Annotated in this window: 19 protein-coding genes and 1 pseudogene; 8 read left to right on the top strand and 12 right to left on the bottom strand. The window is 59.2% G+C overall.

Translation table 11 applies throughout. The annotated features are described in order from the left end of the window. The 6 genes from grpE to IVB47_RS23840 all read right to left on the bottom strand — a co-directional run. Nucleotides 1-243, bottom strand: a 243-nt coding sequence (gene grpE / locus IVB47_RS23865; RefSeq protein ID WP_247464870.1) for a nucleotide exchange factor GrpE, incomplete at its 3' end; no start/stop codon positions are given. Between the two features lie 40 nt (nucleotides 244-283). Beyond that, on the bottom strand, nucleotides 284-2197 hold the full coding sequence (gene dnaK / locus IVB47_RS23860; protein WP_247464867.1) for a molecular chaperone DnaK: 1914 nt from the start codon (nucleotides 2195-2197) through the stop codon (nucleotides 284-286). A gap of 148 nt (nucleotides 2198-2345) precedes the next feature. Beyond that, nucleotides 2346-2855, bottom strand: coding sequence for an Hsp20/alpha crystallin family protein (locus tag IVB47_RS23855; RefSeq protein ID WP_247464864.1), 510 nt, complete (start codon nucleotides 2853-2855; stop codon nucleotides 2346-2348). Nucleotides 2856-2864: 9 nt separating this feature from the next. Then, nucleotides 2865-3518, bottom strand: coding sequence for a BON domain-containing protein (locus IVB47_RS23850; protein ID WP_247464861.1), 654 nt, complete (start codon nucleotides 3516-3518; stop codon nucleotides 2865-2867). Between the two features lie 228 nt (nucleotides 3519-3746). Then, nucleotides 3747-4406, bottom strand: coding sequence for a hypothetical protein (locus IVB47_RS23845; RefSeq protein WP_247464858.1), 660 nt, complete (start codon nucleotides 4404-4406; stop codon nucleotides 3747-3749). Nucleotides 4407-4418: 12 nt separating this feature from the next. Continuing rightward, the gene (locus IVB47_RS23840; RefSeq protein WP_247464855.1) at nucleotides 4419-4889 is read right to left on the bottom strand and encodes a PRC-barrel domain-containing protein; all 471 of its coding nucleotides are present in this window, start codon (nucleotides 4887-4889) and stop codon (nucleotides 4419-4421) included. A 388-nt stretch (nucleotides 4890-5277) separates the two neighbouring features. Here IVB47_RS23840 and IVB47_RS23835 point away from each other — a divergent pair, with 388 nt between their 5' ends. The 4 genes from IVB47_RS23835 to IVB47_RS23820 all read left to right on the top strand — a co-directional run bounded on the left by IVB47_RS23835 (nucleotide 5278) and on the right by IVB47_RS23820 (nucleotide 9125). Continuing rightward, a complete protein-coding gene (locus IVB47_RS23835; RefSeq protein ID WP_247464853.1) occupies nucleotides 5278-5973 on the top strand; it encodes a helix-turn-helix domain-containing protein in 696 nt (231 codons plus the stop codon). A gap of 96 nt (nucleotides 5974-6069) precedes the next feature. Next, a complete protein-coding gene (locus IVB47_RS23830; protein WP_247464851.1) occupies nucleotides 6070-7692 on the top strand; it encodes an alpha-amylase family protein in 1623 nt (540 codons plus the stop codon). A 102-nt stretch (nucleotides 7693-7794) separates the two neighbouring features. Beyond that, nucleotides 7795-8820: a glycosyltransferase family 4 protein gene (locus tag IVB47_RS23825; protein ID WP_247464848.1), complete on the top strand. Its 1026-nt coding sequence runs from the start codon at nucleotides 7795-7797 to the stop codon at nucleotides 8818-8820. A 110-nt stretch (nucleotides 8821-8930) separates the two neighbouring features. Then, nucleotides 8931-9125, top strand: coding sequence for a hypothetical protein (locus IVB47_RS23820; RefSeq protein WP_247464844.1), 195 nt, complete (start codon nucleotides 8931-8933; stop codon nucleotides 9123-9125). Between the two features lie 134 nt (nucleotides 9126-9259). Here the strand turns inward: IVB47_RS23820 and IVB47_RS23815 are convergent. The 3 genes and pseudogenes from IVB47_RS23815 to IVB47_RS23805 form a co-directional block, all read right to left on the bottom strand. Further along, nucleotides 9260-10200 (bottom strand): annotated as a pseudogene (locus IVB47_RS23815) (YihY/virulence factor BrkB family protein); the annotation flags it as partial. A 221-nt stretch (nucleotides 10201-10421) separates the two neighbouring features. Continuing rightward, a complete protein-coding gene (locus IVB47_RS23810; protein ID WP_247464841.1) occupies nucleotides 10422-11432 on the bottom strand; it encodes a hypothetical protein in 1011 nt (336 codons plus the stop codon). 324 nt (nucleotides 11433-11756) lie between these two features. Further along, nucleotides 11757-12368 (bottom strand): HdeD family acid-resistance protein, encoded by a 612-nt coding sequence (locus tag IVB47_RS23805; protein WP_247464840.1) that lies wholly within the window; start codon nucleotides 12366-12368, stop codon nucleotides 11757-11759. Between the two features lie 215 nt (nucleotides 12369-12583). Between IVB47_RS23805 and IVB47_RS23800 the strand changes: the two genes are divergently transcribed. The 3 genes from IVB47_RS23800 (at nucleotide 12584) to IVB47_RS23790 (ending at nucleotide 15287) form a co-directional block, all read left to right on the top strand. Beyond that, the gene (locus tag IVB47_RS23800; RefSeq protein WP_247464837.1) at nucleotides 12584-12757 is read left to right on the top strand and encodes a hypothetical protein; all 174 of its coding nucleotides are present in this window, start codon (nucleotides 12584-12586) and stop codon (nucleotides 12755-12757) included. 682 nt (nucleotides 12758-13439) lie between these two features. Further along, on the top strand, nucleotides 13440-14696 hold the full coding sequence (locus tag IVB47_RS23795; protein ID WP_247464834.1) for a glutathione-independent formaldehyde dehydrogenase: 1257 nt from the start codon (nucleotides 13440-13442) through the stop codon (nucleotides 14694-14696). A gap of 27 nt (nucleotides 14697-14723) precedes the next feature. After that, a complete protein-coding gene (locus IVB47_RS23790) occupies nucleotides 14724-15287 on the top strand; it encodes a type 1 glutamine amidotransferase domain-containing protein (protein ID WP_247464831.1) in 564 nt (187 codons plus the stop codon). Nucleotides 15288-16261: 974 nt separating this feature from the next. Here the strand turns inward: IVB47_RS23790 and IVB47_RS23785 are convergent. Beyond that, entirely contained in the window at nucleotides 16262-17896 is a 1635-nt protein-coding gene (locus IVB47_RS23785) for a primase-helicase family protein (RefSeq protein WP_247464826.1), read from the bottom strand. A gap of 478 nt (nucleotides 17897-18374) precedes the next feature. On the opposite strand from IVB47_RS23785, the gene IVB47_RS23780 reads away from it, so the two are divergent. Further along, a complete protein-coding gene (locus tag IVB47_RS23780; protein WP_018453910.1) occupies nucleotides 18375-18644 on the top strand; it encodes a hypothetical protein in 270 nt (89 codons plus the stop codon). 102 nt (nucleotides 18645-18746) lie between these two features. Here IVB47_RS23780 and IVB47_RS23775 read toward each other — a convergent pair whose 3' ends face one another. Both IVB47_RS23775 and IVB47_RS23770 read right to left on the bottom strand, forming a co-directional pair. Beyond that, nucleotides 18747-19475 carry a DUF72 domain-containing protein gene (locus IVB47_RS23775; protein WP_247464823.1) on the bottom strand — a complete coding sequence of 243 codons (729 nt, stop codon included), beginning with the start codon at nucleotides 19473-19475 and terminating at the stop codon, nucleotides 18747-18749. Nucleotides 19476-19520: 45 nt separating this feature from the next. Continuing rightward, a complete protein-coding gene (locus IVB47_RS23770; RefSeq protein WP_247464821.1) occupies nucleotides 19521-20450 on the bottom strand; it encodes a Ku protein in 930 nt (309 codons plus the stop codon). Nucleotides 20451-20790 lie beyond the last annotated feature (340 nt).

The following is a 20790-nucleotide window of genomic DNA, read 5'->3' as shown; positions in this document are numbered from 1 at the left end:
GCCGGTGTCGATGGCCCGCCGCAGATTATCCGCCACCTGTAGCAGTTCGCGGGCAAAGTCGGCGATCGCATATTGCCTGGCGTCTTGGACGCGACGCTCGGCGATGCGCCTCGTGTTCTCGGCGTCCGCAAGTGCACGCATAAGGCGGTCGCGATCGGCGGTGGTCTCCTGCGGCTGGTCGCTTTCCTTGCGCTCACCCGCGGGAAGCTCGCCGAGCCCATCATCCATGGTCTTGGTAGCCATGTCGTGCTCCATCTGTCGCGTTCGGGCCAATTGGAAGGCTTCAAGAAGCCTTTCGATCGCCGGGGTCGACTTCTTCGAATTCGGCGTCGACGACGTCCTCGCCGCTGCCAGACGATCCCGCCTGTCCGCTGCCGGGAGCGCTGCCTTGGGACGCCGCGCGGTTCAAGGCTTCGCCGATCTTGGATGCCGATTGCTGCAAGCGCTGGGTTGCCTGCTGGATCGCTGCCACGTCCTCTGCGCCGATCCGTTGCCTGGCCTCGGCGATCGCCTGCTCAACCTCCCTCTTGACGTCGGCAGGGATCTTTCCTTCGGAGTCCTTCAGGGCCCTCTCGGTGCTGTAGACCACCGCGTCGGCCTGGTTGCGGGCTTCGATGAGCTCCTTGCGCCGCTTGTCTTCGTCGGCATGGGCTTCGGCCTCCCTGACCATCCTCTGGATGTCCGCTTCGGTCAGACCGCCGGAGGCCTGGATCCGGATACTCTGTTCCTTGCCACTCGCCTTGTCTTTGGCCGATACGTTGACGATGCCATTGGCATCAATATCGAAGGTCACCTCGATCTGCGGCACGCCCCGCGGTGCCGGCGGGATCCCGACCAGATCGAACTGTCCAAGCAGCTTGTTGTCCGCTGCCATCTCGCGCTCACCCTGGAAGACCCGGATCGTGACCGCGGTTTGATTGTCCTCCGCTGTCGAGAACACCTGGCTCTTCTTGGTCGGAATCGTGGTATTGCGCTCGATCAGCTTCGTCATGACGCCGCCAAGGGTTTCGATGCCCAATGACAAGGGTGTCACGTCGAGCAGCAGGACGTCCTTGACGTCACCTTGGAGAACGCCGGCCTGGATCGCGGCACCGACCGCGACCACTTCATCAGGATTGACGCCCTTGTGAGGTTCGCGTCCGAACAGCTTCTGCACGGTCTCCTGAACCTTCGGCATGCGGGTCTGGCCGCCGACCAGCACGACCTCGTTGATGTCCGATGGCTGCAGGCCCGCGTCCTTCAACGCTGCTTGGCAGGGATCGATGGTGCGCTGGATCAGATCGTCGACGAGCGCTTCGAGCTTGGCGCGCGACAGCTTGATATTGAGATGTTTCGGACCGGCCTGATCTGCCGTGATGAACGGCAGATTGACGTCGGTCTGGGTGGCGCTGGAGAGTTCGATCTTGGCCTTCTCGGCGGCATCCTTGAGCCGTTGCAGGGCGAGGCGATCCTTGCGGAGGTCGATTCCGTTTTCCTTGCGAAACTCGTCCGCCAGATAGTCGATGATCCGCTTGTCGAAATCCTCTCCTCCGAGAAAAGTGTCGCCGTTGGTTGATTTCACCTCGAACACGCCATCGCCAACCTCCAGGATCGAGACATCGAACGTGCCGCCACCGAGGTCATAGACCACGATCTTGCCGCTGCCTTTCTTGTCGAGGCCGTAGGCTAGGGCGGCCGCAGTCGGCTCATTGATGATGCGCAGGACTTCCAGTCCGGCGATCCGGCCGGCGTCCTTGGTTGCCTGGCGCTGCGCGTCGTTGAAATAGGCCGGCACGGTGATGACGGCCTGCGTGACGGCGCCACCAAGCGTGGCTTCCGCGGTTTCTTTCATCTTGGTCAGGATAAACGCGCTGATCTGGCTCGGACTGTACTTCTTGCCCCGTACGTCGACCCAGGCATCGCCATTGTCACCCGGTACGATGTGATACGGCACCATGGTCTTGTCTTTCGCCGTGATCGGGTCGTCGTAACGCCGGCCGATCAGTCGCTTGATGGCGTAGATCGTATTCTCGGGGTTGGTGATGCTTTGCCGCTTGGCCGGCTGCCCGACCAGGACTTCGCCATCGTCCGTGAAGGCGACCATGGACGGCGTGGTGCGCCCGCCTTCGGCATTCTCAATGACCCTGGCTTTGCTGCCTTCCATGACAGCCACGCAAGAGTTGGTGGTTCCGAGATCGATGCCGATTGCTTTTGCCATGATCAGGTTCCTTCGGGTTTGAATCCTGGGACAGCTGCGGCCGTCCTTTAAGTCTGTGGGTGTCTCGCCCTATTCGCGAGAGAGGCGAGACGCGCCGAGCTGGGGCTGTGAGGAGAGAAATGGCTCGAGCGTCTCGCCCCGCCGACGGTCAAGCAGCTTCCTTGACTTCGATCTTCTTCGATTCCGGCTTTGCGGGCTTGGGAATCGTGATCTTCAGGACGCCGTTGCTCATCGTCGCCTGAACGGAGGAGGGATCGATGCCAGGCGGCAGCTGCAGCACGCGAAGGAACACGCCATAGCTGCGTTCGCTGTGCTGGACATTCTTGTCGTTCTTAGCGCCGTCCGTGCCCTGCTCCACCTTCTTCTCGCCGCGAATAGTAAGCGTGTCATCCTCGAGGGAAATGTCGACGTCCTTGCGCTCGAGCCCCGGCATTTCGGCGCTGACTTCGATCGCTTTGTCTGTTTCCGCGATTTCGATGTTCGGCACGAGCTGCTGTCCGTTGGAGCCCAAGCCCTGCGAAAACTCGCTGAACAAGCGGTCGATTTCCCGGTGCAGGCCGAACAGGCCGAAATCGGGCCTCATCAGCATTCCTGCATCACGAGACGGGACGAGTGATCGTAACCTCATTGGGTTCTCCTTTTTCAGCTTGCGATGCAACTTTCGGTTCTAGGGGCTAACGACGATGCGATCGTCGACCTTGCTCACGCCGGGCGCGGACCAGGCGACGCGCTCGGCCTCCTCGCGTTCGATCCAGGAGCGTACCGTTCCTTTCAGGACCACTTCGCTGCCGTTAGCTTCGACCTGGATCCGGCTGGCGTCGACTTCCGCGTTTCGCTTGAACGCGTCCTGAATCTTCTGCTTGAGCTCGGAGGGCTGGACTTTCGGCTTGACCATGATCACGTTGGTGACGCCCTTGACGCCCTTGACCTTGCGGACCGCGTTTTCAGCTGCGGTGTTTTGATATTGCCATTCGGCGGAACCTTCGAGCGTGATCCAGCCTTCCCTGACGGTCGCCTTGATCTTGTCGTGAGAGATCGGAAGCTCCGACTTAAGTGCAGTGACCGCGTCGCGTGCGATATCGGGATCCGGGCGCTGATCGATCGATGGCAGCCGAACCTCGACGTCATTGGCTATGGCGCGAACGCCCGCTACGCGCTTCGCCGCGGACTCGGCCTCAAGCCGATCGGCGTAGCTGTGCGTGAAACCTGCAAGCATGACAACGCCGTCCTTAACCGAAACGGCACTGTCACTGGCATCGAGGTCGGGATTCCATTTCATTTCGTCACGGACATCACGTTCGATCTCACTGTCTGACTTCATGATTGGCTCCTGGCATTGCGAGTGGCATTCTCGGCGTAGCTCCGTCATCGCCGGTGGGCAATTTACGCGTGACGAGCAAGCGAGCCATGACGACCGTCAACTTCCTTGTCGACTTTCTCGCTTAAGCTTGTGAAGCCGAACTGGATGAAGGTCGCCAAAGATGATCTCTGTGCGCGGAGTGAGAGCAGCTGGGAGAAATGACGCGGGCGCAGCATGTGTCGCGCCTCGTTACGGTCGCCCGAGGCGTTCGTCGCCCAGCCAAGGATCCGGACGAAGTGAGTGCAGCGGCAGATCTTCCGGGCGCTTTTCCAGGTCGATTTCATGAACGTGCACGGCCTGCCCACCATGCCGCACCAGAATATCCTGCGCTTGAGCTTCCTTCTCAGGTGCGCGAACCCGAACCCAGATCAAGAGGCCATCCCATTCTGCAACCGGCTCCAAGCCTCTGACGTGTTCACGGCGCAGGAGCCGGTATAGGGGCACGATGATGACGGCACCCGTGACGATCCCGATGAGAATTGACCACATCGCGATCGCCATGGCGTCGTAGCCTCCAAGCATCAGGAAAAGCGCGGAGCCAACCGCTGCGATGCAGCCGAGAACGCCGCTGGCGACGGCTTCAGCGCTGAGCAAATCGTCGCCGCCAAAGAAGGGCTGTCTCGGCGTCGCCGGCAGGTCGGCAAGACCGGCCGGAGGGATCACAGCGTAATTCATCCGTCGCTGCACCTCGTCGGGAGATGCGCTGATGTCGATGTCGGAGCGATCAAATCCCGATAGAAGAAGATCCTGGGCCGCGTCATCGAGCGCACGTCGCGAGTGAAAGACACCGGTCACTTCGCGGATACGGCTACGGTCCAGGATCGTGTCGGTTGATCTTGCCATCGACATGGGACGCTACCGTCAAGAAGATCGGTAGTGGAATTCCGATAGCTTCTTAAGCTCTTCCTTGGATGCGCCAGGAAGAGTGACCTTGCTGCCGGTGTCATCGATGACGAGGCTTTCAAACGGGATCGCGACCAGATGGCCGCCTACGCCGAGAAAGCCGCCGACCTGCAGAATCGCGAAGTCGAGTTGTTTCTTGTCTTTGCCGGCAATCACGTCGTCCAGGCTTCCGATCTTCTCATTCTTGTCGTTCATGACCGTGCTGCCGATCACCTTACTCATGCGATAGCCTTGGGCGACGACGCTTACGTCAACCTTGACGAGAGCGACGCCAGCCTGAGGCAGGGCGGGATCGATGCTGAGGACAGCTATTATTCCGGCAAGTGCCGCCAGGCCGCTATATCTCCTCCACTTCGCCGCGTTCTGCCGGCACGGCGTAGCGGCGGTGATGATGAGTTTCGAAAGGGGACGGGGGATAGTTGCTTCCATGTCTCGCTCCTCTGACTGTTAGTGGCTTAGCGAGTACTCCCTTTGAACTAGGAGCGCGCTGACCATTGTCAATTCGCAGATCGCCTAATCGGCGCCGGGCTCGATGCGTTCGTTGCCCAATCGACATGTCCCCATTTGCCGAAGACAGTTCGTATTGCGGAGGCATGATGTCTGCATCTTGCACGAGCGATGAACGCCGTTGGTAAAGGTGCAAGCAGTCTCGTCATGGACTGCGCCTCAATTCTCCGTGCCGCGGGGCATAAGCACCGTTACGTGTTTTTACGTACGAAGATTTCCCACGTTTACGCGGTTGTGTTGCTGAGAGTTGACTGCCTACGAGCGGATCGTTCCTCCCGCGCAGAGTGCGCTGAAGAAAAAGGACAGAGAAATGAAGCCGGTAATCCACCCAGCGGACTATTATCGAAGGATGCTCGCCGCACAGCCGCACGCGCTGAAGCGGCTGGACGGCTCGGCGGCAATCGTCAAATTGAACCGCGACCAGCAGGTTCCGGAAGACGACGGCACCGCGGGACATTGGTACTACGTGATTGCCGGTTCCGTGCGATGGTCGACGGTCCGCACCGATGGACGACGGCAGATCCTGGACCTGATGCTGGTGGGAGACTTTTTCTTCGTCGGGAGCAGCCAGAGAGAAGAGGCAATCGAGGCCATTTCGGAAGAGACCGCGCTTGCTGGCTATTCCGGAGCGCGGCTTGAGAATCTCGGCGAGCGCGATCGCCAGCTCGCTCGAGAATTGAGAGAGATCACCTTTCAATCGATAGAACGTACCCGACAGCAGCTCGTTGTGCTCGGGGGGGTCACGACGGCGGACAAGGTGAGTGCGTTCCTGCTTCTGCTTGAGAAGCGCTATGGAGACCAGCGGGGAGACATACGGCTTCCGCTTACGCGTTATGATCTCGCCGAGTACCTCGCGGTGTCCGTGGAGACTGTGTGTCGTGCGTTTTCAGATCTGCAGCAGCGCCGCATCATTTCTCTGATCGGGATTCGAACCGTCCGAATTGTGGACCGCGATGCACTGGAGCGCCAACTCGGTAGAAAGTATCCGAATACGATCGCTGCATAATGCGCTGTAACGGTCAGGCAGCAGCCGGGCGAAGCATAACTCCGGCTGCGTCTGTAGTCGCCTGAGAAGGTCTCTGTAGACAAGGCAGGGCTGTCGATGCTTGACCTCTGGTACAAGAACGCCGCGATCTACAGCCTGAACGTGGCGACGTACAAGGATGGCGACGGAGACGGTGTCGGCGATTTCAAGGGGTTGGTGGCCCAGCTCGATCATATAGCCCAGCTGGGAGTGAACTGCCTGTGGCTGCTGCCATTCTACCCAAGTCCAGGGCTCGATCATGGTTACGATGTGACGGACTACTACAATGTAGCGCCCGCCCTCGGAACGCTTGGCGACTTCGTCGAATTCAGCCATCAAGCGCGCCTGCGCGGCATGAGGTTGATCATCGATCTCCCCATCAACCATACTTCCGAGCAGCATCCCTGGTTCCAGCAGGCGCGCGCTGATCCTGAGTCGACATTTCGCGAATACTATGTCTGGTCAGACACGGAACCGGAAGACAGCACGGAGGGCGTCGTTTTTCCGGGCGTGCAACTGAGTGTATGGACTTACGATCTTTGCGCCCGAGCTTGGTATTATCACCGCTTCTACCAGCACCAGCCCGATCTGAACATTGCATCGTCCGCCGTTCGCGAAGAAATCTTCAAAATCGTCGGCTTTTGGCTGGAGCTTGGCGTGTCGGGATTTCGAATCGACGCCGCCCCCTTCGTTGTGGAGGAGATACGCCCGGACCGTCCGCCAACGCGCCGATACGAGTTCTTTGGAGAGCTTCGTGACTTCTTGTCATGGCGCAAAGGTGACGCTGTGTTGCTGGCGGAAGCGAATGTTGCACCTTCCGAATTTGATCATTACTTCGGCAGTGGATCGCGCATACAACTTCTTTTCGCATTTCTTTTGAATCAGCACCTCTTTCTTGCGCTTGCGCGCGAAAGTGCCGAACCACTCCAGGGGTGTCTGGCCGCACTACCTCGGTTGCCACCGTTTGCTCAGTGGGCCCAGTTTTTGCGCAATCACGACGAGCTTGACCTCGGGCGCTTGAAACCTGAAGAGCGCGAGGAAGTCTATGCTGCCTTTGCTCCATCCCGAAAAATGCAGCTTTACGGACGCGGAATCCGTCGTCGTCTGGCCTGCATCCTTGGCAATGACCGCCGGCAGATCGAACTCGCATACAGCCTGCTCTTCAGTCTCCCAGGCACACCGGTCATCTATTACGGAGATGAGCTCGGAATGGGCGACTATCTCGCGCTTCCGGAGCGATGGCCGGTGCGAACTTGCATGCAATGGACCGATGATGAAACCGGTGGTTTCTCTGCCCGACCCGCGGCCCAATTGCGGTACGACATGATCCAAGACGCCGAGTACGCGCCGTCCAAAGTCAACGCTGCCGCCCAGCAACGAGATCCGGATTCTCTTTTCAACTGGTTGCGGCGCCTGGTCGAACTACGGAAGGGTTGCCCGGAAATCGGATGGGGCGACCTGAGTTTGCCGAAAGCAAATTCTCTATCCATTCTGGTCCAGACATTCGAGTGGGAAGGCCGATCGGTGCTGATATTGCACAACCTGTCGCAAGCCGGGTGCCGAGCGCAAGTCGAGGGCTTCCCGGCGGCCGACAAGTTAACTGATCTATTCGGCAATCGCGTTTACTCGTCGAAGTCCTGCGAGGACTCGGCAATCGAACTCGACGGCTACGGATATCGTTGGTTTCGGGTCGACCAATGAACGCACCTCAACTGATAGAAGCGTCCTTTGCAGGGGTCTTCACTGAAGCTCGCCGGCCTGAATGCTGACCGCCGGAACACAAGCGCCATTTGGGAGTGATTGATGAAGATAGCTCAGATTGCTCCGCTGGCCGAAAGCGTCCCACCGAAGCTCTATGGTGGAACAGAAAGAGTGGTCGCCTGGCTCGTCGATGCACTCGTCGAGCTCGGGCAGGACGTCACCCTTTTCGCAAGCGGAGATTCCAGGACCCGAGCGACGCTTTCTCCGGTTTGGCCAAAAGCACTTCGCCTTGGTCGACCGCGCTCAGATCCGAATGCGGCTTTGGCTGCCCAATTGGAAGCAGTTTACGCTTGCGCAAACCAGTTCGACGTCATTCACGCTCACATCGACTGGCTACATCTCCCCATTCTCAATCGCGCAGGAGTCCCATTTGTCACGACGATGCACGGCCGGTTGGACCTGCCTGGATTGCCGGCCGTGACCAGCAAGTTTCCAGAAGCTTGCTTTGTATCCATCTCAGATAATCAGCGTATTCCGCTTGCAAGCGCAAACTGGTGTGGAACAGTGTATCACGGTCTGCCTGTCGACCAGTTCCGTGCCTCATTTGCTGCCGGATCATACCTGGCGTTTCTGGGGCGGTTGACCGCCGAAAAAGGCCCCGAAGATGCCATCCGCATCGCTCTCGCCGCAGGAATGCCGCTTCGGATCGCTGCCAAGGTCCCTCGCGCTGAAGCTGGGTACTTCAGAGAGAAGATAGAGCCTCAGATTGACGGCAAACAAATCCAGCTCGTCGGCGAGGTCGATGACAACTCGAAACAGCCCTTCCTTGCAGGAGCGGCTGCTTTGCTCTTCCCGATCAAGTGGCCCGAGCCGTTTGGGTTGGTGATGATTGAGGCCATGGCCTGCGGAACGCCAGTCATCGCCTACCGGTCTGGTTCGGTGCCCGAAATTATCGAGGAAGGCGTGACAGGCTTCATCGTCCAAAACCAGGACGAAGCAATTGAGGCTGTGACGCGGCTTGGCCAAATCGATCGCGGGCGCGTCCGCGCGCGCTTCGAGGATCGTTTCACATCAGAGCGGATGGCACGGGATTACTTGCGCCACTATCGCGCCCTCGCAGCCCGGTAAAGCCGGACGTCCCATGTATCGCTTTTGGGTCAACGGCTTTGTGCGGATGGTCCTGACCGTGCTTAGACATGCCCGATCAGCCGAAGAAAGTGGATCAGATGGAGGCAAGAATGCAGCTCAGCAAAACCGCCAGCGAGATCCTCGCATTTTTTCGTGAAACACACCGAAAACCCGGTGCCCGCATGACTATCGCTACTCTTGATGCACACTTCGGGACCGATCCCAGCGTTGCGGTCGCCGTTTCCGAGTTGAAGCAGCTTGGATACGTCGGCGTTCCCGACTCGGGGACAGTACAGTCGAACTGACGGATGTAGGGTTCGACACAATCCAACGTGGCACTTCATGAACCCATTCTCGGGCCTGGTGCGACATCATCCTCGTGCAGGCATCTTTCGGCGTGGCCGTAACCGGACGGCGGCTCAATGAGCAACACCACCCTTCAATGATCTCGTGCCGCGCCAACGGTGTCGGCGACCCGGGCCCCCCGCGCGCCGAACTTGATTGGTGGGCCCGTGGTTGTATCGCGGGCCATCTGATGCTCCATCTCGGCATCGATCTCGGCGCCAAAAAGGATGATGATGGCCGAGATCCACAGCCAGGTCATAAAGCCGATGACAGCCCAAGCGAGCCGTACGTCTCGTTGAACTTACCGAAGCTCGCCACATACCAGGAGAACAAGCCGGATGCTGCCAGCCAAAGCAGTGCCGCTATCGCACTGCCCCACGTGACCCAGCGCCATTGGCCCGCCTCTCGGCTGGGGCCACAGCGGTAGATCAAGGCCAGGACCAGCGTGAGTACCAGGAACATCGCCGGCCATCTCCCGATGCGGAGCAGAAGGCTGGCAGTGTTGGACAAACCTACATAATTGAGGATCACCGGAACAGCGACGATGGAGCCCAAGGCCGCCATCATAAACACGATCCCGCCAACCGTAAAACCCAGGGAAACGGCATTCAGCTTGAAGAACCCGCGCTTCTCGTCTTCGCCGTAAACGATGTTCAACGTGTCGAACAGCGCCTTCATGGCGGCATTGGCGCTCCAAAGAGATGTTGCGAGCCCGACCAGGAAGGTGGTGCCAAGCGTCTTGGAGCCCTTCGATGCCACCCTGGTCAGTTGCTCTCTGGCGATATCCAGTGCCCCGCCTGGTAGGAAGCCGCCCAACTGATCGAGGTGTTTGCCGATGGTCATGGGATCGGAAAACAGTCCGTAGATCGCAACCAGCGCGGCCATCGCCGGAAAAATGGCAAGTATGCTGTAGTAGGTCATACCTGCTGCGAGGGTGAGGACACGGTGTTTAGAGATGTTGGAAAAGACACGGAGCAGGATATCCTTCCATCCCTTCGCGGGGATTTCCGATGGCGAAGTCGCCTGCCGGCCGCGATCTTCTCCTGATTCGACGTCCCCGTCGGCTCTCTGAGGCGCCCCGTGAGGCTTTCTTGAGTTGGGAATCTGGTTCTGGCTTGGGCCTAATTGCCGGCCCGGAATCGTGTCAACATTCGGCATGACGCTCTCCGAACGTCCAATCGTACAGCGGGAGACGTTCCTTTCTTGGTTCTCGCGTCGGCTATCTTCTAAGGACCGCTTTGGCAGCGGCGAGGCGATCAGGGCAGCAACGGCGCGGCCGTCGTACCAAGATGCGCCGCAGCGGCCCTCACGCACGCTCCATGCCTGCGGCGCCGATCCGCAAACGCCAGCGCATCGATCGACGGTCGGAGCTTGTAGCCTGCGGCAGCCAGCCGGGCGCAGAGCTGAGGCACGGACGCTCCTGTCGTATCGTCAGCTAGCGGATCAAGGCCGATCACGCGGGTCAATTCGTCAATGAGCCGCAATCCTTCGCTGCGAAGGAGGACCGCGGGAGCTCGGCTACCCGGATCATCAATCAGCAGTTCGATGATGAGCGCGAGGTCCATCATTGCCCCAAGGGTCGCCGGCCATCCGGCGCCAACCGACGCCGACCTGAAGTAGATCAGGGTAGGGTGCGAAGCATGGCTTTGGAGCACCGATGCGCACCAGTCGCGCCCGCGATAGAGAACGCGCCTGATTTCCTCGGGCGAGTCGAGGTCCGCGTAACGTTCCAGCAGTCCTAGCGCAGACGGCGGCTCGCCTGCGGCCGTGGTGAGCTTCAAAATCCCGGAGTCGCGGCGAGATATGCCCTCCTGCACCTCGAGCAAGTAAGTCACGGCCATCGTGAGGACCGACAGGCCCGAGAAGCCGCCAAAAACCAGGACCCAGCGCGCGGGCCCGTGCGCCTCGATGCCGCTCAGGCCGACGGTACAGAGGGCACTTCCGGCGATGAACAGCGCCTGCTGGAAATCGGGAGACGGAGAGAACCAGTCGCTCAAAGCATAGGCAGCCAGTCCGAAACCCAGCAGGAGCAGGCCCATCCAAATGAGAAAGGATCCCATCAGGATGGCGGGTGCGAAACTGGTCGAAACCGCTCTTTTGCTGCGACGTGCCCACTTCCAGATCGGGACCGCCACCACGAGAAGCCGACGCGCAACGCGCAACGCGCCTCTGCTCTCGCCGGGGACCACCACCGTGTCGAACACGTCGCGCAGAGTAAGAACGACCAGAACGACACCCACGACAATCTCGATCGTTCGCGCGATCATGACGAGACGCTCTCAGAGGCGAGCCAGCCCCCCACGTCAAGTCTCGCGGCGGGTCACGAGCACAGCCGCGCAAATGACCAGCACGGCGATCAGAAAGGTTCCGGCGGACATCGTCCGCCTGCCGTGCTCATGTCGGACCAAAGGCATCGGATCACTTCCGATTGCCGAGCATGGCCCCCGCAATCTTTTATTCGTTCCGACGCTCCGGATCCGGCCTAGCGAGATCACTTGCCACGAGCGGTGGTGCGCGATGCCTGGTTACGTCGGCTATTGGCCCTATCTGCGAAGATATGCGCCAGGGTCTGACCGAGGTCCGCTCGTCGCTCACGCCGCCACAGAGGAGGTGCCCGTCTGCTCGTTCTGACGGGCGCGCAACTTGAAGGACAGCACAACCAGCGCGATACCAAAGGCCATCGCGTAAGCTCCCATCCACCACGTAAGCACCACCGCCCCGATCAACGGCATAGCGACCAGCAGCGCACCATACACGAGCGACAACAGCCCGCCCAGAACCATCCACCAGCGGCCATGATCGAGCTTGAGGCGAAAGCCAGCAGTCAACATCAGCGCGCCTGAGATGATCGCCCAGGCGGCGACCATAAATACAAAGGCAAGCACCGTCAGGCCAGGCCAGATAAAGGCAGCAACGCCGACCGCGATATTAAGAAGGCCTTCAAAGATCAGCAGTCCCCATTCATCCTTCCGTCGCATCGCGCGAACGGCGGAAACGATTCCTGCTATGCCATCGACCAACATGTAGGCCGAGAAAAACAGCACCAGCGAAAGCATGGTGGGACCCGGGAAGAGAAAAGCGAGCAAGCCGAAGATAATTCCGAAGATGCCCCGCAGTAGGAACAGCCACCAATTGTTGGCGAGCATCGCGGAGGCTGAGCCGATATTAAAGTCAGCATTGCTGTTGAAAGTCGTGCTGGTCATGTGTAGCTCCAAGATAGCCGTCGTTCCAAGTCCGGCCGTAGAGTAGCGCCCTGTCGCCACGACGTGCCTTGACAGCTATCAAGCTTTGATCGCTGCAAGACAGTTCGAATGGCGGAGGGCCTTACGTAGTCCTCCTAAATGGCAGAACCGGCGCTTCGCGAGCAGTATGACGAGCTGGGGCGCTGAGTACTCTGTGTCGAGGCAAGGAGAAGAGCATGCCGAAAGACCTTCCCATGAACGGGGTTGAACCCGAGAAGTCAGAAGATGACATTCAACGCGAGCTGTTGGGGCCGCGCGGCGTTCCCGGAGCGCCGGATCCCGCCAAGATGACGCCACAGCGCGCCAAGAAGACGCCACTCTACCACTTGAACCCAGGGCACCCTTCTTGAAGGGCGAGTTCTCGCTGCTCGTCTTGTCCGTCAGCGGCGATCATGCTGCTCTGTTGACCATAGGAGTTCGCGCATCCGAGCCGGCGATACCTGATCTCACATTCACGTAGAAAAAGAAAGGACCGCACAGCTGTGTGCTGGCGGTCCAAGTCAAGGGAGGACGCCCGGGAAGGGCAGCGATGGTGGGACACATCGCGTTTTGTTTATCGCGCGAGCCGAGGGCCGCGTGCATTGATGATCCTCAATTGGATCGCGAGAAAAATAAATGAGTGTGGCGCCATGAGCGCCGCATGTCGGGTGGCAGTAGTCGTCGAGAGGCAGCGGTCCAGATCGTGATCGCGCTGCTGAAAATTTGCCGGAAGGTTCTCATGAGAGAGCTGGAACGGAAAGATGCCTGCAAATGCTGACATTTGCGACCGTTATCCGCGCGCTGCGTGTGGCGTATTGGCGCGAACGGGACAGCGATCGCCGACGAAAGAAACGGCCCAGAGACAATTGCCGTGTCGGCACAGCGGCCGGACTTTCGTCCATGAGCCCGCGGCCCAGTCGCTCATGGATATCGGAAGTTAAACGAACAACCCGCAAGATTGACGTTTGCCAAGGCGCGGTTCTTCTGGGTCACCCATGCTCATGAACGAAAGAGCAGCGTCACTGTTTTCAGCGATCATCTGAGGAGCAAGCCATGGCCGCGACCAACCGTGCAGTCACTTTTCTGGGGCCTTACAAGCTTGAGGTCCAGGACAGAGGATATCCGAAGCTTGCGGATCCCAAAGGGAAGAAGATTGAACACGCTGTTATTTTAAAGCTGATCACAACCAATATCTGCGGCAGCGACTTGCACATCTATCATGGCCGTTTCGCTGCACCCTCGGGAATGCAATTGGGTCATGAGAACACAGGTGAAGTGGTCGAGGTAGGCTCGCATGTGGAGCGCATCAAGGTTGGTGACATCGTCTCTGTGCCTTTCAACGTAGCCTGTGGCACATGCCGGAACTGCAAGGAACGGCATACCGACGTTTGTCTCAACGCGAATGAGGAGCTCGGATATTGCGGAGCGTACGGCTTCAATCTGGGCGGATGGCAGGGCGGCCAAGCCGAATACATGATGATTCCCTGGGCAGACTTCCAGCTCTTGAAATTTCCGGACAAGGAGCAGGCGATTGAGAAAATCAGGGACCTCACTCTGCTATCGGACATTCTGCCGACCGGTTACCACGGTTGTGTCGAGGCACGCGTCGGCACCGGTTCAACGGTCTACATTGCCGGCGCCGGCCCCGTCGGACGTTGCGCAGCGGCCAGCGCACACTTGCTCGGAGCCTCCTGTATCATCGTAGGCGACCACAACAAGGCGCGGCGCGATCTCATCAAGAACGCCGGTTACGAGGTCGTTGATCCCTCGATCGCCACGCCCATTCCGGATCAGATCGAGAAGATCCTCGGCAACGGCTCGCGCTGGGTGGACGCCGCCGTAGATTGTGTCGGACTGGAATGCCACGGTTATGGGCCGGACGGCAGCGGAAAGAACGAGGAGGAGGCTGTCCTTAACACCTTGATGGAGGTGATCAAGCCCGCGGGCGCCATGGGCATTCCTGGCGTCTATACCAATCTCGATCCCGGTGCACCGAATGAACTCAACAAGAAGGGCTTCATGGCCTTGGGTTTTCCCGCGGCTTGGGTCAAATCGCCATCCTTCACCGCCGGTCAGTGCCCGGTCATGCATTACAATCGCGAGTTGATGATGGCCATTCTTTGGGACCGGATTCCCTATCTCACGGGACTTCTGAACACCGAAGTCATACCGCTCGAGAGAGCGGTAGAAGCCTATCAGAGCTTTCATGACGGATCGGCCAAGAAATACGTGATCGATCCGCACAACACCACCAAGCTCGCGTCGTCGAGCGGGACCGGCGAACGCGGACATGCGCGAGCTTCCGCTTGACTTGCGCTTAAACAAGGGAGACGGACCATGGCCGGATCACTTCGAGACTATAAGATCGCTATTCTCGCCACCGACGGCTTTGAGTACGTCGAACTGGTCAAGCCGCGGAAGGCGCTCGACGACGCTGGCGCCCAGACCAGCGTCGTTTCGCCGAAGGCGGGTCGCGTTCGCGGCTGGAACTTCACCGATTGGGGCGATGAACTGTCGGTCGACGTGCACCTTGACCATGCAAGTTCGGCGGACTTCGATGCATTGCTACTGCCCGGCGGTGTCATCAATCCGGATTCCTTGCGGATGCAGCCCAAGGCGGTCGCGTTTGTGAGAAGCTTCTTCGATGCCGGCAAACCTGTGGCGGCGATCTGTCACGGTCCATGGACCATCATCAACGCCGATGCAGCGCGCGGCCGGCGCATGACATCCTGGCCGTCGCTCGAGATCGACCTTCGAAACGCCGGAGCGCAGTGGGTGGATGAGGAAGCGGTAACCGATCAAGGTCTGGTGACCAGCCGAAAGCCTGACGACATCCCGGCTTTCAACCGCGCAATGATCGATCTGTTCAGTCGGGCGCGGCAGCCTGGTGCTACTGTTTAAGCGGAAGCCCCATTTGGCCAAGCCAATCTACCAGCGCGAGATGCCAGTCAGTGTTAAGGCGTGTTCTCGTCAGATTCAGCCGGATACCGCGATGAAAAGGCGCGCCAGCTTAGGGACGCCTCGTCCGTTTCATGCCTCATAGCCGGCTACGTCTCGATCGTCATCGGCGCTCTGGCAATAGATGTGGTCCGGGGTCCGCATATACCGCGAACCCTGGACTTGCGGAAGGACCCTCTCTAGAGAGTGATCAACGCGCCCGAGCCGAAGCTGACGTGTCAACGTGTCAACCGTGTCAACCCAGTTTTCGCAATTTGCGGCTGGTGATTTTCTGGGGCGCGCTTGTGCCGTAGGGGGGAGGGGCTAGGGAGGGACCCGCCTCACCTAAAGCACGCCTCGCTTGATTTGCTGTGAGATTGCGCGGACGGCATCCGTCGCGCCCCATGACAACCGCCCATCGATGCCGGGTTGCACGGAGTATCGAGCAGGTTGTTGTCGGACTAATTCTCTCAATTCATCGTCGGCAATTTCACTGGCGCTTATGTAGCAAATCGAACATCGCGAGAGAAGCCAGCACACCGCGTTGTTTGATCGTCATGACCTTGGCAAAGTCGATCTGAGTTCTAGTCGTTCGTGTCATTTCAGTCTTTCCAAAAGAAAGGGCTCTGATCGCGCGAGCGTCGTGATGACGCATCGGCGGACAGAGCCCGTTGATTTCTAAGTCGATGTCTAGGATGTCTAGGCGCCGGACATGGTGCCCGGACGAGCGAAACTCTTAAAAGCAATGTGGTTTGTCTAGGATGTCTAGGCCGTCTAAGAAAAAGAGAAGGTCAAAAACAAAACAGCCGGCCTCAATCTGAGGCCGGCGTGTGAAATTGCCTACGCGCGCGCGACCTGGACTGCCTAGACATCCTAGACCGGCGTTTGATTTCGCTAATAATGTGGCGTCTAGGCATGCTCGCTTTGCCCTAGACAGCCTAGACCGGAACGTCGTCCGTCATATCGCAATGCGCTCGCTCGCTCTCTCCCAACGGGAGCGCGGGCCAATCGATTGGTTGGCCGACGCGTTTATCGAATGCCGCGCGGCATTCGTCAAGAGACGGCATCACATAAGCGTAAGCCCGTTTGGAGCCACCGTTCTCCCCCTGGACTATCACCTTGGTCTCACCGATCCCGGATATGAGTTTGTTGAGGCGTTTTCCAAAGTCGGCTTTGCTACGCTTGCGTCCGATTCCCATGCGACTGGCGTCCGTCAGATACTCCGCATAGAGATCATCCCTGACGACGACGCTGCGCCACGCATCATCCCCGTGGAGCAACGTCCCCGCCCAGAGCCGATTAAAGATACAATCATCGATCGGATCGAGCGATCTTAGCTTTTGATCCAGCAGTGCCTTTGTCTGCGGAATGCGCCAGATGTTGAACTGGCTGAGATCGAACGACAGAAGCTCGTGCAAGAAACGTTCACGTCCGCCCCGATCCAATTCTTCGAAGAGTTCCGCGAAATATTCGTTGTTCTGCTGAGCGTATGAGCCAACGTCGAGCACGAAAAACCGACGCTCGTCGCCAGTAGCGGGAACAACCCAATCCTCATTGGACGTCATGATCACGCGGACACGGTTTTCCATTCGGATCGGATCAACACCCTTGGATTCGATCATCTGGATCCGCGAGGTGAGCAATCCCTTTAGCCGGCCTTCGGCAGCTTTGTCACCGGCCCACATTGCTTCGTCGGCCTGCAACAGCAAACAAGTCGCCATGTGGGCATTGAATTGTCCTGTGAGATACCTTGCGTCATCCACCGGGAAATAATGCGGCGCGAATAAGGAACCCAAGACTTCGCCAACAACGGTTTTGCCGGTGCCCTTCTGACCACGCATCACCAACGCGATGCCCGGCCGCTCCCTCGGCTTCTGCACGAGGTGGGCCATCCAGCCAAACAGATAGGAGTAATATTCATCATTCTCCCGGCAGACGTTCACACGCAAATGGTCCTTGAGCCGGGCACAACTCCCGGCTGGCGATGGCGTGACGCTGAAGCCGCGCCAGAGGTTCAGATAGCCCGGAGTACTGGGGATGCCGTCAGGGTTCGGGAAAAACTCGACGCCATCATACTGCCGGCGATCGGCGTGTTGATGCCAAGCCTTCGCCCAGGTTACCGACTTGAGCCTTCCGTCGGTTCCCATCACTTCCGTCTGCCGGTTCGCAAACCACGAATTCATGGATTCGAAAGTCATCAGTCGCACTCGGTCGTTAACCGGCCCGTGCGGCTGCTCATTCACTACCAGCGCCTTACCACCCCAAATCGCCAGCGCGTAGCTACGGTTAACTTCTTCGACATCGAACCCCCAGGAGCGTGGTGAGGCATATGGAGTATGGACGGCGCTCTTATCGCTTTGCTCCCTCCCAACGGAGGGAGCCGGCTCGTCATCGCCAGATTCGACGATCGTGAGGATCCGCTCCTGGGGCGGGATGTCCCTAGACTCAATCCAATTGGCGATCAACTCGGCCGGTGTCGTGACCGGCGCGTCGTTAAGGCCATGTCCGCGACCTTCGGCGCGCACCGGTTTGGCGGCGGCCTCAGGGAGGCCGTCGTTCTCTGTCCTGTCCATCTTTGCTGCTCTTGTTTTTGGCAAAAAAAGGCGGCCCGGAAGGGGCCGCCTTGAACGTGTCGAGCTGTAACAGCAGCCCCTTGGATTTAATCGTGTGTACGGCGCCCTCAGGGCGTCCTATGCGCTATTCTGAGAGGAGGCCCCCCTAAGACTTCTTTGCCGCGAACACCGAAAACGGCAGGGATTTGCCGGGGGGGCTTTGGTGGAAACGGTCTCCCGCTACCAAAAAAATCAACGCGATATCCAAGGCTCGGGAGCCGTCGTGTCCGGCCTGCCACCTTGAGAGAGCTCTAGGCTCCATTCGCGACCCTGCAGAAGCACTGGGCGCGCCTCATGCCGGCGCCGGCAGTCGGCTTGTGCACAGAGCCGCGGAACAAGGGGACAAAACCTCAGCTCTGCCGAGTACGAATCCCTGCTGCGTGCTAACCGCCGGAACGATAAGACGGGCCGAGGATTCGTTCCGGCAGGAGCAAGCTCGATGCTGATGACGAAGGAAAGACGACCGGCGATCCGAACGCTGCGCGGATGGGCGCTCAGCGTGCTGCAGGAAGCGGGCGCCATCCACGAATGCGAGGAGCACGGCTGGGCGAAGGACCGGGCCGACCCGCATGCGCGCGAGCACGCATTGGATATAGCCAGGCAGGAGCCACCCGAGGGCTTGTCTCCGGATCAGGCCGTCGGGCAAGTGCGCGAGGTTTTGCATTCGATCGGCGATACGTGCCCGGAGTGCCCGCCACGTCCCGATTAGGTCCCCTGCGCTGTCGCGCCGCTCGGATCGCGTGCGAGCCTCAAAGGCCTTCGACAAGGGTGGAGGACGTGAGGGATATGAGCGGACTTGCCAAAAGGCCCTTCAAGCGAGCAAGTCTAGTGCGTTCTCGATCGCTGCCCCGGCGGCGGTGTTGTCGAAGATGCACCAGGTCTCACTAGATGACGACGCAGCACCGAGCCGCACCTTCAGCGATCGTAGGAACGCCCCGTCGTAAGCGGAGTAGTAAATGCGCGGCGCTCCATGCAGTCGAAAATAGCGCAAGGCCGGCCACCCGCCCGGCAGGTCGGCATCGGGCACTCGCGCCGGATCCGCGGCGACGCGGGCAATCCGACGTTCCCTGAGCCAGGCGCCGACCTCGGACGTAAACCAGCTGACGTGACGCGGCTCGCAAGCGAGAGCGGCTGAGGTCCTTTCCTGCAGTGCGCGGAACAGGAACTCCGCATCGGACTCAACGAACATTTTGCGAGGCGCAAACTGAACGAGCAAAACCCCGAGCTTCGCACCAAGTCCGGCGCTCTCTTCGATGAACCGATCGAGTTCACCCTGCGCAAGCTGCGACGAGTGAGTAACAGACTTCGGGACCTTTACCGAAAAGCGGAAATCATCTGGCGTCGCGTTCGCCCACTTCTCATAGGTCGAACGCCGGTGCGGCTTGTGAAATGATGAGTTGATCTCGGTGGCGTTCAATACCCGCGCGTAGCGTTCAAGCTGGCTACCTACCCCGCCAACTCTTTCCTTCCAGACTCGCGGAACATTCCATCCCGCTGTGCCGAGCCGCAGCTCAGCCTTGACATGCGCGGCCTCTTCCATGTCAGTCCGTAACTGCCATCGGACATCACCGGATGTTTCACAATCTCACGCCGACTTCCGCCGCGTCCCTGCTGTCGGCTTCTTCGCCGCCGCTTCCTTAGCCAGCTTCTTACCGGCGATCGGCATCAGCATTTCCTTCTGAGCCGCGGCAGCCTTCTTCGTCTTCTTGGCAGGCTTTTTCGGAGCCTCGGTCCTTGCTGCTGCCCCGCCGACGCTCTTGCGTAGCGCGTCCATCAGATCGACGACGTTCTCGCCTTTCGGCCGATCCTTCGGCACGATCGGCTTGCCGGCGCGCTTCTGGTTGATGAGCTCGATCAGCGCGCTTTCATAATGGTCCTCGAACTTCTCCGGCTCGAATGATCCAGCCTTCTGGTTCACGATGTGCCTGGCCAGATCGAGCATGTCCTTGGTCACTTTGACGTCCTGGATCTCGTCGAAGTATTCCTGCTCGCTACGAACCTCGTAGGGATACCGCAGCAAGGTGCCGACCAGACCCTTGTCCATCGGCTCGAGCGCAATGATGTGCTCTCGGTTGGTGAGCACCACGCGCCCGATCGCAACCTTGTTCATCTCGCGGATGGTCTCGCGGATGACCGCGAAGGCGTCGTGGCCGACTTTTCCGTCCGGACGGATGTAGTAGGGGCGAATTAGGTAGCGCGGATCGATGTCGGCCTTGTCTACGAACTCGTCGATCTCGATGGTCCGCGTGGATTCCAGCGCGATCTCCTCGAGCTCCTCCTTGGTCACCTCGATGAACTGGTCCTTCTCGAGCTGGTAGCCCCTGACAATGTCCTCGTTGGGCACCTCGTCGCCGGTCTCGGCGTCGACTTTCAGGTACTTGATCCGATGACCGGTCTGACGGTTGAGCTGGTTGAAGGAGATCTTCTCGCTCTCCGACGTAGCTGGGTAGAGCGCCACGGGACAGGTGACCAACGAGAGACGCAAAAAGCCTTTCCAGTTCGCGCGGGGGGCCATGGTACGCAACACTCCATTGCGGGGACTTGGACTCAAGACGAACGGCGGGCCGCAGTTCCGACATCACCCGCAGGTGTCCACTGCAAATTGATGCCACGTCCCGGTCAAGCGGCCTGAATATATGGCGGGCGGTCATGACTCATACGGACAAAATAAGAACATACAGCGGTGCCCCAACCCATGGCAGATCCTCGGTCATTAGACCTTTGTGGATCAGCCAATCTGTTGCTCTAAGGGGAGCGGCAACCCAGCCCGTCGGGCAAAACACCCGCCATCCCCGTCAACCCCTCCCCGCAAAAATATTCCACTTTGCCGAATTCGGAAATAGCGTATGTGTCGG

This window comes from Bradyrhizobium sp. 62 (genome assembly GCF_023073035.1).
GTDB lineage: Bacteria > Pseudomonadota > Alphaproteobacteria > Rhizobiales > Xanthobacteraceae > Bradyrhizobium.
The sequence above is the reverse complement of the archived record's forward strand: the minus strand, read 5'-3'. Positions and strand labels throughout refer to the sequence as shown.

What these genes read in the sequence shown, in the direction of transcription:
- dnaK (WP_247464867.1), bottom strand. Translation starts at nt 2,197, where the DNA reads ATGGCAAAAGCAATCGGCATCGATCTCGGAACCACCAACTCTTGCGTG.
- IVB47_RS23850 (WP_247464861.1), bottom strand. Translation starts at nt 3,518, where the DNA reads ATGAAGTCAGACAGTGAGATCGAACGTGATGTCCGTGACGAAATGAAA.
- IVB47_RS23845 (WP_247464858.1), bottom strand. Translation starts at nt 4,406, where the DNA reads ATGTCGATGGCAAGATCAACCGACACGATCCTGGACCGTAGCCGTATC.
- IVB47_RS23840 (WP_247464855.1), bottom strand. Translation starts at nt 4,889, where the DNA reads ATGGAAGCAACTATCCCCCGTCCCCTTTCGAAACTCATCATCACCGCC.
- IVB47_RS23835 (WP_247464853.1), top strand. Translation starts at nt 5,278, where the DNA reads ATGAAGCCGGTAATCCACCCAGCGGACTATTATCGAAGGATGCTCGCC.
- IVB47_RS23830 (WP_247464851.1), top strand. Translation starts at nt 6,070, where the DNA reads ATGCTTGACCTCTGGTACAAGAACGCCGCGATCTACAGCCTGAACGTG.
- IVB47_RS23825 (WP_247464848.1), top strand. Translation starts at nt 7,795, where the DNA reads ATGAAGATAGCTCAGATTGCTCCGCTGGCCGAAAGCGTCCCACCGAAG.
- IVB47_RS23820 (WP_247464844.1), top strand. Translation starts at nt 8,931, where the DNA reads ATGCAGCTCAGCAAAACCGCCAGCGAGATCCTCGCATTTTTTCGTGAA.
- IVB47_RS23810 (WP_247464841.1), bottom strand. Translation starts at nt 11,432, where the DNA reads ATGATCGCGCGAACGATCGAGATTGTCGTGGGTGTCGTTCTGGTCGTT.
- IVB47_RS23805 (WP_247464840.1), bottom strand. Translation starts at nt 12,368, where the DNA reads ATGACCAGCACGACTTTCAACAGCAATGCTGACTTTAATATCGGCTCA.
- IVB47_RS23800 (WP_247464837.1), top strand. Translation starts at nt 12,584, where the DNA reads ATGCCGAAAGACCTTCCCATGAACGGGGTTGAACCCGAGAAGTCAGAA.
- IVB47_RS23795 (WP_247464834.1), top strand. Translation starts at nt 13,440, where the DNA reads ATGGCCGCGACCAACCGTGCAGTCACTTTTCTGGGGCCTTACAAGCTT.
- IVB47_RS23790 (WP_247464831.1), top strand. Translation starts at nt 14,724, where the DNA reads ATGGCCGGATCACTTCGAGACTATAAGATCGCTATTCTCGCCACCGAC.
- IVB47_RS23785 (WP_247464826.1), bottom strand. Translation starts at nt 17,896, where the DNA reads ATGGACAGGACAGAGAACGACGGCCTCCCTGAGGCCGCCGCCAAACCG.
- IVB47_RS23780 (WP_018453910.1), top strand. Translation starts at nt 18,375, where the DNA reads ATGCTGATGACGAAGGAAAGACGACCGGCGATCCGAACGCTGCGCGGA.
- IVB47_RS23775 (WP_247464823.1), bottom strand. Translation starts at nt 19,475, where the DNA reads ATGGAAGAGGCCGCGCATGTCAAGGCTGAGCTGCGGCTCGGCACAGCG.
- IVB47_RS23770 (WP_247464821.1), bottom strand. Translation starts at nt 20,450, where the DNA reads ATGGCCCCCCGCGCGAACTGGAAAGGCTTTTTGCGTCTCTCGTTGGTC.